Annotated in this window: 10 protein-coding genes, 1 tRNA gene and 1 rRNA gene; 4 read left to right on the forward strand and 8 right to left on the reverse strand. The window is 67.4% G+C overall.

Translation table 11 applies throughout. The features are described 5' to 3' along the window. Nucleotides 1-22: 22 nt before the first annotated feature. The 4 genes from AC5RVV_RS13310 to AC5RVV_RS13325 all read right to left on the reverse strand — a co-directional run bounded on the left by AC5RVV_RS13310 (nt 23) and on the right by AC5RVV_RS13325 (nt 2,779). Nucleotides 23-1,264: a tyrosine-type recombinase/integrase gene (locus AC5RVV_RS13310; RefSeq protein WP_494001855.1), complete on the reverse strand. Its 1,242-nt coding sequence runs from the start codon at nt 1,262-1,264 to the stop codon at nt 23-25. After that, nucleotides 1,264-1,497, reverse strand: a complete 234-nt coding sequence (locus tag AC5RVV_RS13315) for a helix-turn-helix transcriptional regulator (protein ID WP_494001856.1) — start codon at nt 1,495-1,497, stop codon at nt 1,264-1,266. Before AC5RVV_RS13315 ends, AC5RVV_RS13310 begins: the two co-directional genes overlap by 1 nt. A gap of 210 nt (nt 1,498-1,707) precedes the next feature. Further along, nucleotides 1,708-1,781 (reverse strand) — tRNA-Thr (locus tag AC5RVV_RS13320). A gap of 125 nt (nt 1,782-1,906) precedes the next feature. Beyond that, nucleotides 1,907-2,779: a DsbA family protein gene (locus AC5RVV_RS13325; RefSeq protein ID WP_494001857.1), complete on the reverse strand. Its 873-nt coding sequence runs from the start codon at nt 2,777-2,779 to the stop codon at nt 1,907-1,909. Nucleotides 2,780-2,989: 210 nt separating this feature from the next. On the opposite strand from AC5RVV_RS13325, the gene otsA reads away from it, so the two are divergent. From otsA to AC5RVV_RS13345, 4 genes are all read left to right on the forward strand, one after another. Beyond that, nucleotides 2,990-4,432, forward strand: coding sequence for an alpha,alpha-trehalose-phosphate synthase (UDP-forming) (gene otsA, locus AC5RVV_RS13330; protein ID WP_494001887.1), 1,443 nt, complete (start codon nt 2,990-2,992; stop codon nt 4,430-4,432). Beyond that, nucleotides 4,425-5,327 carry a trehalose-phosphatase gene (otsB, locus tag AC5RVV_RS13335; RefSeq protein ID WP_494001858.1) on the forward strand — a complete coding sequence of 301 codons (903 nt, stop codon included), beginning with the start codon at nt 4,425-4,427 and terminating at the stop codon, nt 5,325-5,327. Before otsA ends, otsB begins: the two co-directional genes overlap by 8 nt. 189 nt (nt 5,328-5,516) lie before the next feature. Then, nucleotides 5,517-6,671, forward strand: a complete 1,155-nt coding sequence (locus AC5RVV_RS13340; RefSeq protein WP_494001859.1) for an ABC transporter ATP-binding protein — start codon at nt 5,517-5,519, stop codon at nt 6,669-6,671. A gap of 25 nt (nt 6,672-6,696) precedes the next feature. Then, nucleotides 6,697-8,037 (forward strand): DUF4032 domain-containing protein, encoded by a 1,341-nt coding sequence (locus AC5RVV_RS13345; protein WP_494001860.1) that lies wholly within the window; start codon nt 6,697-6,699, stop codon nt 8,035-8,037. Between the two features lie 6 nt (nt 8,038-8,043). On the opposite strand, the gene AC5RVV_RS13350 is transcribed toward AC5RVV_RS13345, so the two are convergent. The 4 genes from AC5RVV_RS13350 to rrf all read right to left on the reverse strand — a co-directional run bounded on the left by AC5RVV_RS13350 (nt 8,044) and on the right by rrf (nt 10,847). After that, nucleotides 8,044-8,664, reverse strand: a complete 621-nt coding sequence (locus tag AC5RVV_RS13350; protein ID WP_494001861.1) for a class I SAM-dependent methyltransferase — start codon at nt 8,662-8,664, stop codon at nt 8,044-8,046. Between the two features lie 56 nt (nt 8,665-8,720). Next, the gene (locus AC5RVV_RS13355; protein WP_494001862.1) at nt 8,721-10,157 is read right to left on the reverse strand and encodes an FAD-binding oxidoreductase; all 1,437 of its coding nucleotides are present in this window, start codon (nt 10,155-10,157) and stop codon (nt 8,721-8,723) included. After that, nucleotides 10,154-10,639: an SRPBCC domain-containing protein gene (locus tag AC5RVV_RS13360; protein ID WP_494001863.1), complete on the reverse strand. Its 486-nt coding sequence runs from the start codon at nt 10,637-10,639 to the stop codon at nt 10,154-10,156. Before AC5RVV_RS13360 ends, AC5RVV_RS13355 begins: the two co-directional genes overlap by 4 nt. Before the next feature lie 91 nt (nt 10,640-10,730). Next, nucleotides 10,731-10,847 (reverse strand): 5S ribosomal RNA (gene rrf / locus AC5RVV_RS13365). Nucleotides 10,848-10,971: the final 124 nt, after the last annotated feature.

Here is a 10,971-nt window from a genome sequence, read left to right on the forward strand (position 1 = left end):
GCAGTGAGAGTAAAGGCACGTTTCACGCCATCTCCTTCGCTGGCGCCAAGGTCTGCAGCGCCTCGCCGTTCTGCGCGACCCGCGGCTCGAGGTGCAAGTAGTGGCTCTCCGTGATGCGCACATCGGAGTGTCCGGCCTGGAGGGCTGCCTCCTCGGCGTCTTTTATTTTTGCCAGCCGCGTAAGCGCCGTCTTCCTGAGAGTGTGGGGCTTCGACCAGTCCATCGTGGACTTTAATCCGGCGGCCTGCTTGGCACTGTCGAAACTCCGGCGCATTGCACTCATATGCACCCATGTGCCTTTTCTCGTCACGAACACGGCACCCTCTGGATTCAGCGCGGGACTATGGATTTTTCGGCGAACGATGATGTCACACACGAAATCCGGAAGTTCGATCACCAAGTCATCACGCCCCGACTTACGCCAATCCTGATAGAAGAAGCTTCCTGCGACGACTGCCCCGTCCTTGCCCCGTGACGGACGCTGTTCGACAAGCGTCGCGTGAATTCGAGCGGTCTTGTTCACCAGATAGATGTCATCGAATTTCAAAGCCAAGGCCTCACCGATACGAAGAGCTGACCCCAGCATTATTTCGAACAAATCCTGGAGGTGTTCGCTTTTGGCGGGACCGGAACGGCCCGGCCCGCTCCGCCAGTCTCGGATAGCGTTACGCAGCGCGAGCAGTTCCCCGTCCGTCAGTGCCCGGGGCTTACTCTTCGCAGCCTTCGGCAGCTTTACTGATTTGACCGGATTGGCGCTTACGAGGTCGTCCAGAACCGCGTAGTCGAACGCTTGGCTCAGAATCGTCTGGCACAGCCGGGCATTCGTATGCCCTTTACCGTTTGAGATGAGACCAGTCAGGAACTTCCGAAGCTCACTGGCGCGGACCTCTGCAATGGGTGCACTGCCGATCCCCGGAATTATGTACGTCCTTGCGTAATAGTCGTAGGCTGCGAGCGTCTGAGCACGGATTTCACCCTCCGTCTTGTCAGTGGAGATCGTCCGGGAGGCCAGCCACGCGTTGACCACCGCCTCGACCGAGGCGCCTCTGGCAAGACCTGCGCCGGTTCTCTGCCATTCTGCAATCCTCGTCCGCAGCCGGGTCTTGGCCTTGCCCCTCGTCGGTGCGAAAGCTTCGAGGGTCCTCGTCTGAGTACTGCTTTCCCGCACGGTCACCCATGCGCGGTAGTCATTGCTGCCGCGAACGGGCTTGAGGGAGACACCGATTTCGCCGTGGCCGCCGACGGGAATGCGCGCTCGGGCCATCAGGCAACCTTCCTGTCGCTGGCGTCAATCCACTCCTGGACTGTGGCCCGCTTGTAGCGGAGGCTGCCGCAGGGGAATTTCACATAGTCGGGGCCAAGCCCCCTTGAGGCCATATTTGCGAGGGTCTTCGGCGCAAGCTTCAGCCAAAGGGCAACTTCGGCCCGTGTCAGGAGCTGCTCGGGCAGGTCGGCGGACGAGCGCGCAATGCGTTTCGGATCGTTGCTGGATTTCATGGGGTCCTGTTCCACTCGGACAGCGGGCCTGTTGCCTGCTTTCCGACCATGTGTCCGGACCCGTGCGGAAACCTCTCCACACCCTGATCGCGCTTCTTGGGCGAGGCCCGAGCAGCTACCAATTCTTGGAATATTCTTGGATTTCGCTAATCCGGACACAAAGAAACCCCTCTCGACTGGCGTTTTGCCTAGTCAGAGAGGGGTTCGCGGAGCCCCCTGCCGGATTCGAACCGGCGACCCCCTGTTTACAAGACAGGTGCTCTGGCCAACTGAGCTAAGGAGGCGTGCTGGCCGAAGGGCCAGCGTGCCGGACAAAACCGGCTAGATAAGGGTAGCCCAGGCGGCGGCCCTGCGTGAAACCGCAGCAGCCGCCGCCCGGATGCCGTCCGGGACCAGCCCGGCGGATGGCTTAGGCGCGGGCGTCGAGGATGCCCTGGGCGAACTCCTGGAAGTTGCCGGAGTTCGTCCACTTCTGGCCGTCAACGAAGACCGCCGGGGTGCCGCCGACCTGGTATTCGTTGAACGTCTGGTTGACGAACGCGGTCCAGGGGCGGAATTCGCCGTCGTCAATGCAGGAGGCGACGTCGGTGGCTCCCGCGCTTTCGGCGATGCTCGTCAGGGTGGCGTTGTCCAGGCCGGCCCCGCCTTCCGTCGGCTGCTGCGCGAAGAGCTGGGTCAGGTAGCCGTTGAAGGCCTCGGGGTGGGAGTCGGCCACGCAGGCCACGGCGTTGGCTGCCCGGGACGAGTAGTTGGTGGTGGAAACGCGGTCGAGGAAGGTCGCCACCCGGTACTCCACGGTCGCCTCGCCGGAGGAGGTGAGGTCGGTCAGGTACCCGCCGTACTGTCCTTCGAAGTCCTTGCAGACCGGGCAACCCATGTCCACGTAAACCACGATGTTCGCCGGTTCGCCCTCGGGCGCGGCAGCAACGCCCGCCGGCACGATGGTGTCGCCCTCGGTGGAGGCTGGCTCCGGGATGTTGTTCACGTCGACCTGGATGGGCTCGGTGGCCGCCAGGCCGTCCTGCGTGATGGTGTACCCGCCGAACTCGTTGCCGTGGGCCGGCGCGGCACCGACGTCGGCGACCTGCCCGCGCTGGTTGGAGATGACAACCCCGGCGATCACCGCGATGATCACCAGGACAGCGACGACCACCCCGCCCTTGACCAGCAGCGAGTTCCGCTTTTCGCGCTTCTGCTGCTCTTCGCGTATCTGGCGGGCCTTCTCGCGGGCCGCAGCAGTGCGCTCGGCCTTGGTCGACTTAGGGCTGTTTTGGGTAGCCATGGATCCTCGCGTCTTGTTGGTCTGCTTCGCCCAGGCAGGGCACTACAGGTCTAGTTTAGTTGCAACTTCAATGTTCAGGCGGAACGAGTGGCCGCGTTCACGTTTGATACCTCAGCGCGCTCCGGGGGAAGCCTCGGGTTGCCATTCCTTATAAAGTCATGAACAGGACGGTATACACAAAGGAGAGGTCAGTTGGCGAATTCCGCAGAGATGAACGGCGAGGAAGCAGAAGGATCTCAGTTCGGGGAGTACGACCTGATCGTCGTCTCCAACCGCCTGCCGGTGGACCGAGCGCCCGAGGGCGACGGGCAGGGTCCCTGGCGGCGCTCGCCCGGCGGGCTGGTCACGGCGCTGGCCCCGGTGATGGCGAAGACCGACGGCGCCTGGGTGGGCTGGCCGGGAGTACCGGACGAGAAAGTGGACCCGTTCGACCACGACAACATGCATCTGGTCCCGGTGACCCTGAGCGCCGACGACGTCGAGTTGTATTACGAAGGCTTCTCCAACGCCACGCTCTGGCCGCTCTACCATGACGTGATCGCCCCGCCGGAGTTCCACCGCGCCTGGTGGGAATGCTACAAAACGGTCAACCGGCGCTTCGCCGAGGCAACCGCAGAGATCGCCGCCGAGGGTGCGACCATCTGGGTGCAGGACTACCAGCTGCAGCTTGTTCCCAAGCTGTTGCGCGAGATGCGCCCGGACCTGAAGATCGGTTTCTTCAACCACATCCCGTTCCCCCCGCTGGAGATCTTCGCCCAGCTGCCGTGGCGCCGGCAGGTGATCGAGGGCCTGCTCGGGGCCGATCTGGTCGGCTTCCAGCGCCCCAGCGACACCAGCAACTTCCTGCGCTGCGTGCGCCGCTTCAGCGGCCTGAATGTGCGCCAGCAGCAGGTGCAGGTGGTCAACAACGACGGCGGCGCCCGCCTCTGCAAGGCCGGCGCCTTCCCGATCTCCATCGACGTGGCCCACATCAGCGAACTGGCCAACCGGCCGGACGTGATCGCCCGCTCCGAGCAGATCCGGCAGGAGCTGGGCAACCCCGACACCGTCTTGCTGGGCGTGGACCGGCTGGACTACACCAAGGGCATCCGGCACCGGGTCAAGGCCTACGGCGAACTCCTGGAAGACGGCAAGTTGAACGTGGAGAACGCCGTGCTGATCCAGGTGGCCTCGCCCAGCCGCGAGCGCGTCGAGTCCTACCGGCTGCTGCGCGAGGAAATCGAAGGTTCTGTGGGCCGGATCAACGGCACGTTCGACACCCTGGAAAACACCGCCATCCGCTACCTGCACCACAGCTACCCGGTGGAGGAAATGGTGGCGCTCTACCTGGCCGCGGACGTGATGCTGGTGACGGCGCTGCGCGACGGCATGAACCTGGTGGCCAAGGAGTACGTCGCCTCCCGCAAGGGGGTGGACGGGGCGCTGGTGCTCAGCGAATTCGCCGGCGCCGCTGACCAGCTCAAGCAGGCCATCCTGGTCAACCCGCACGACATCGACGGGCTCAAGGACGCCATCATCCGGGCGGTCAACATCCCGCCGGCCGAGGCCACCCGCCGAATGCGGGCCATGCGCCGGCAGATCCTGCAGAACGACGTCGAACACTGGTCGCGGGCCTTCCTGAAGGCCCTGCAACAGCCGCAGGCCGATGACTGAGCGCCGCGACGACGGGCAGCCGCACCTGCCCGTGAGCCCCGGCGTCGGTAGGGCTGACGCCGGTGTCCCCGGTGTCGGCGCCCCTGACGCCGCCGCGCCTGACCCCGGCGCCCGCGATCTGGTGCCGCTGGAGCTGCGGGAGGCGCTGGAGCGGCTCGCCCGCACCGAGACGCTGCTGGTGGCGCTGGATTTCGACGGCGTGCTGGCGCCGATCGTGCCCCGGGCCGAGGACGCCCGCCCCCTGCCGGCCTCGGCAGCCGCCGTGGCCGCGCTGGCGGCACTGCCGGGGACGTCCACCGCCTTCATCTCCGGCCGGGCCCTGGCCAGCCTGCGCGCCGTCGCCTCCCCGGACGACAGGACCCTGCTCATCGGCTCGCACGGCGGCGAGGTCTTCACCGGCCCGGACAGCCCTCCCCTGGTGCTGGACGAAGCGCAGCAGCAGGCACTGGCGGCGGCCACCGCCGTCGTCGAAGAAGTAGTGGCCGCCCATCCGGGCACCCGGCTGGAAGCCAAGCCGGCCGGCGTCGTGCTCCACACCCGAACCGCCGACGACGCCGTGGCGGCGGCGGCCACCGAGCGCGCCCGCGCCGCGCTCCAGGAGGTCCCCGGGCTCTATCTCACCGACGGCAAGCGCGTGCTCGAGACCTCGGTGCTCAGCGCCGACAAGGGCCAGGGCCTCGGGCTGCTGCGCTCGTTCACCGGCGCGACCGCCGTGTTCTTCGCCGGCGACGACGTCACCGACGAACACGCCTTCGCCGTGCTGCGGGGCTCCGACGTCGGGGTCAAGGTGGGGCCGGGAGACACTGCCGCGGCCTACCGGGTGGACTCTCCGCAGACGATCGCGGCCGCGCTGGCGCTGCTGGCCGAACTGCGGGCCGCCGCACTGCCGGCCTAGCGCGGCAGGCCGGCGACCGGCTGCCTGGAGCGTGTGTCCCCGGCCGCCGCGCCCCAGGGGCTCGTTGACAGCCGTGGCATACTGAGGGCGTGAGCCGCCTCACACCGCCGTGCGGCGGCTCGAAAACTGAACACGCACCCATCACTACGGATCGTCGGGCACGTACCTGCCCGTGAAGGGAAAACAACCATGGCAACGGTAACGTTCGACAATGCCACGCGCTTATATCCGGGCACCGAAAAGCCCGCGGTGGACAGCCTCAAGCTGGAGATCGCAGACGGCGAGTTCCTGGTCCTCGTCGGCCCCTCGGGCTGCGGCAAGTCCACCTCGCTGCGGATGCTGGCCGGCCTGGAAGACGTGAACTCGGGACGAATCCTGATCGGTGACCGCGACGTCACCGACGTACCGCCGAAAGACCGTGACATCGCCATGGTGTTCCAGAACTACGCGCTGTACCCGCACATGTCCGTTGCTGACAACATGGGTTTCGCCCTGAAGATCGCCGGCGTGTCCAAGGAAGAACGCGTCGAGCGGGTCCGCGAGGCGGCCAAGCTGCTGGACCTGGAGGAGTACCTGGACCGCAAGCCCAAGGCGCTCTCCGGCGGCCAGCGCCAGCGCGTGGCGATGGGCCGGGCAATCGTTCGGAACCCGCAGGTGTTCCTGATGGATGAACCGCTGTCCAACCTGGACGCCAAGCTGCGCGTGCAGACCCGCACGCAGATCGCCTCCCTGACCCGCCGGCTGGGCGTCACCACCGTCTATGTCACCCACGACCAGGTGGAAGCCATGACCATGGGCGACCGCGTGGCGGTGCTCAAGGACGGCATCCTGCAGCAGGTGGACACCCCGCGCGCCCTCTACGACCGGCCGGCCAACGTCTTCGTGGCCGGTTTCATCGGCTCGCCGGCCATGAACCTGTTGGAACTGCCGGTGACCGACGGCGGTGTCCAGTTCGGCGGCCTGACGTACCCGGTGCCGCGCAACCTGTTGGACGCCGCGCACGGAAACACCGTCACGCTGGGGGTCCGGCCGGAGGACCTGGAGCGCGCCGAGGACGGCCAGGGGCTGGCGGTGTTCGTGGACGTCGTCGAGGAGCTGGGCGCCGACGCGTACGTCTACGGGCACACAGAGTTGGACGGCAAGCGCTACGACATCACCGGCCGCGTCGACGGACGCACCCCGCCGCCGGCCGGCAGCACCACCTACGTGCGGCCCAAGGAGGGCCACGTGCACCTGTTCGACACCGAGAACGGTCTGCGGCTGGGCGAGCATGCACCCGGCACGCCGCCCGCCTCGGTGGAGGACCTCAATACTCCGATCGAAGCCGGCAAGACAGCCGACTAGGCCCCGCGCCTAGGATGTAGTCATCATGGCTGACCAACATCCCGGCACCGGCGGTCCCGTCCAAGGGACCGCCGACGCGGCCCTGTCCGGCGGGGCCGCGTCGTCGATAGCGTCGCTGAGCATCACCGCGGCCACCACCGACGAGCGGCTGCTGGACCTGCCCTGGCACCTTGCGCTGGAAGACTGGCCGCCGGAAAACCTGGCCGCACTGCCCCGCGGGCTGTCCCGGCACGTGGTGCGGTTCGCCCCGCTTGGCGCGGGCGTTGTGGCGATCAAGGAGACCGGCGAAGAAGCTGCCCGACACGAATACCAGATGCTGCGCAAGCTGCAGCGGCTGGCCATACCTTGCGTGGAACCGGTAGCCGTGATGACCGGGCGGCTGCGCACCGACGGCACTCCGCTGCAACCGGTGCTGGTCACCCGGCATCTCCGTTTCTCGCTGCCGTACCGCGCCTTGTTTTCCCAGACGCTGCGGCGGGAGACGCTGACCCGCCTGATCGACGCGCAGGCACTGCTCCTGGTGCGCCTGCACCTGGTGGGGTTCTTCTGGGGCGATGTCTCGCTGTCCAACACGCTCTTCCGCCGGGACGCCGGAGCGTTCGCGGCCTACCTGGTGGACGCCGAAACCGGTGAGCTGCACCAGCGGCTCTCCGACGGCCAGCGCGAGCACGACCTCGAGATCGCGCGGGTGAATATCGCCGGCGAGATGATGGACCTCGTCGAGGGCGGCCTGCTCGAGGAAAGAGTGGATCCGGTGGCCACCAGCGAGCGGATTATGGACAGCTACCGCAAGCTGTGGGTGGAGCTGACGGCGGAGGAATCGTTCGACCTGGGTGAGCGGTGGCGGGTCAACGCCCGCATCCGCCGCCTGAACGACTTGGGGTTCGACGTGGAGGAGTTCTCCATCAACACCACCGCAGACGGGGCCACCATCCAGCTCCAACCCAAGGTGGTGGACGCCGGGCACCACCAGCGCCGGCTGCTGCGGCTCACGGGCCTCGACGTGCAGGCGAACCAGGCACGCCGTCTGCTCAATGACCTGGATGCCTACCGGGCGGACAACCAGCCGGAGCAGAGCGAGGAGATCAGCGCTCACAGCTGGGTCCGTCATGTCTTCGAACCGATTGTCCGCGCCATACCGCGTGAACTGGCGGGCAAGCTGGAACCGGCCGAAGTGGTCCATCAGGTGCTCGAGCACCGCTGGTATATCTCCGAAGCGCAGGACCGCAACGTGCCGCTGGCGGAGGCCGTGCAGTCCTACGTCGATACGGTGCTGCGGCACCGCCGCGACGAGGCCGCCATCATGCTCGATCCGGATGCGCGGACCGCCGCCGTCCTGGACGCGGCCGCGACGGACGAAGGCTGACAGCGCTCAGGCAGGCTGCCCTCCGCTCTTGCTGAAGACCGCCACGAGGAAGTCCGACGACGGGGTGAACGGGCGCAGGTCCCAGGTGGCCAACCGCAGGTCGGGGGTCAGGCCCGCCGCTGCGGCGTCGGAGAAGAACTCGTCGAAGTCGTAGCCGCGGCCGGCGCCGAACCCGGTCACGAGCCGGCCGGCGGGAGCCAGGTGGCCGGCCAGGTTGCGCAGCACCTCGCCCGACGTGCCCGGGGCGAGGAAGGTCAGCACGTTGCCGGCGCTGACGATCACGTCGAACGGCTCGGCGACGCCCTGCGCGGGCAGGTCCAGCTCCGCCAGGTCGCCGACCAGCCAGGTACAGTCCGGATGGTCCCTGCGGGCCGCTTCGATCAGCTCGGGATCGATGTCGACGCCGACCACCGAGTGTCCGCGGCGCGCCAGTTCGCCGCCCAGCCGGCCCGGCCCGCAGCCGGCGTCGAGGACCCTGCTGCCGCGGGGCACCATGGCGTCCACCAGCCGGGCCTCACCGTGCAAGTCGGCGCCTTCGGCGCGCATCTGCTCGAAGCGCTGGATGTACCACGCCGAATGGCCCGGGTTCCGGCGCTTCATCTCTTCCCACAACGTCTCTTTCCTCATGCCACCAGCCTACTGGCGGGCGCGTGGACGGCCGGCATGCGTTCCCCCGCCGCGGCTCACGCCGACGTGGCCTCGGAGATCCGCGCCGGCAACGCTTTGCCGGGATTCAGCAACCCCCGAGGGTCGAACACATCCTTCAGCCGGCGCTGCAGTTCCAGCACCTCGTGGCTCTGCTCGCGCCCCAGCCACCGCACCTTGAACTGGCCGATACCGTGTTCGCCGGTGATCGTGCCGCCCAGCGCCAGCCCGACGTCGATGGACTCGTCCAGCGCCTCGTTGAGCGCCGCCACCTTGGCCACGTCCCCGGGGCCGACCCAGAACGTCGGATGCAGGTTGCCGTCGCCCGCGTGCGCGACCACTTTCAGTCCGACGCCGTGGCGCTCGGCGATTTTCTGCAGTTCGTTGATGTAGTGCACCAGCTGGGACCGGGGAACCGCGACGTCCTCCCCCACCCGGTAGTCATCGTCCACCTCGGCGCCGCGGCTGTGCCGGCGCAGATCCATCAGCCGGATTGCTTCGGCGGTGTCCGCCGCCTTGATCTCGGCGCCGAGCCCGGTGAGGACCTCGCGGATGATGCCGGCTTCCACCTCTGCCGCATGGCCGTCGGTCTGGATCAGCAGCAGCGAGCCGCCGCGGCTGCGCAGGTTGGAGCCCTGTTCCCGGTCCAGCTGCGCCATGGTGTTTCCGTCCAGCAGTTCCATGATCGCCGGCTGCACGCGCGCCCGTCCCACCGCCAGCACCCCGGCGGCGGCCGTTGCCACATCGGGGAAGAACGCCGCCACCGTTTCCAGGGCGGCCGGCAGGTAGCGCAGCCGCAGCGTCGCGCCGACCACCACGCCCAGGGTCCCCTCGGAGCCTACGAACAGTCCGGTCAGGTCGTAACCGGCCACGCCCTTGAACGTCCTGTGGCCGGTGCGGATCAGCGTCCCGTCGGCGAGCACCACGTCAAGCCCCAGCACGGATTCGCGGGTCACCCCGTACTTGGCGCAGCGCAACCCGCCGGCGTTCGTCGCAATGTTCCCGCCGATCGTCGAGCTGCGGTAGCTGGCCGGGTCCGGCGCGTACATCAGCCCGTACTCGGCGACGGCGGCATTCAGGTCGGCGTTAATCACGCCCGGCTCCACGCGCGCGATCTCGTCTTCCGGATGGATCTCCAGAATCCGGTCCATGGCCGCGAGGCTCAGCACCAAGCAGCCCCTGGACGCGTGCGCGCCGCCGGAGACCCCGGTGCCCGCCCCGCGGCACACCACGGGCACTCCCGCAGCGTGGGCGGTCCGCATCACGGCCTGCACGTCCTCCACACTCTGCGCGCGGACAACGGCGATGGGCAGCTGGTGGTCGAGGACCGGGCCTTGGTCGGTGGCGCAGGCAGCCAAGTCCGTGGGGTCGGTGCTGACCGATCCCGCCGGCAGGGCACGCTGAAGTTCCTCCAGAAAAGAACCCGTCACGCTTTCGGGGCCTCCGGTGGTCGTTCCGTTGCTGTTGCTGGTCACGCAGTCCCTCCCATGAACCGGACGTAGCGGCCAAGCACCTGCGGCCATCCCTCGGCGTAGGCGGCCCGCTCGCGCCCGCCCTCGGGCATGTTCTCCCAGCCGGAGTGGGTCAGGCGCAGTTCAGTGCGGCCATCGCCGACGTCCACGAAGTCGACCTCGACTTCCCCCGACGCCGCGGGGCTCGTGCCCGGGTGCCAGGTGCAGCGCAAGTGGCTGCTGGGAGTCCATTCCAGGATCTCGCCCCAGACATGAACCTCATCATCCAGCGTCGTTTCTGTCAGGACATGGTCCTCGAACTCCACGTGGCTGCCCTCACCCGCCACACTTTGGCGGTCCACCGGCCACCAGAGATGGATGAGATCGGTGAAGCCGCTGAAAGCCTCCTGGCTTTCCCGCGGCACGGTGACGCGGCAGTGGATTGGATCACCGCTCTTGGAGGGTTCAGGCTCTTGCTGCGCGTGGGAGAACAGGGACGAATTCATAGCCCCAGCCTAGTCGGGGCGTGGGGTGGTTGGTGGTTAAACGCGGGAAGGCCCCGCCATCGTTGGCGGGGCCTTCCCGTGTTCAAAGAATGTCCGGCGGCGACCTACTCTCCCACACCCTCCCGAGTGCAGTACCATCGGCGCTGTGGGCCTTAGCTTCCGGGTTCGGAATGGGACCGGGCGTTTCCCCCACGCTATGACCGCCGTAACCCTTCGTGCGCGCCCACCCCGGTGGGGGTTGGCGGCAAACCTGTTGGTTACAAGCTTGTGCTTGGAACTGTATTCAATTGTTTGTTCCCTTTTCCGACAACGGTTGTTGTCTGGGAACCACA

Source organism: Arthrobacter sp. MDT2-34-1, assembly GCF_059091365.1.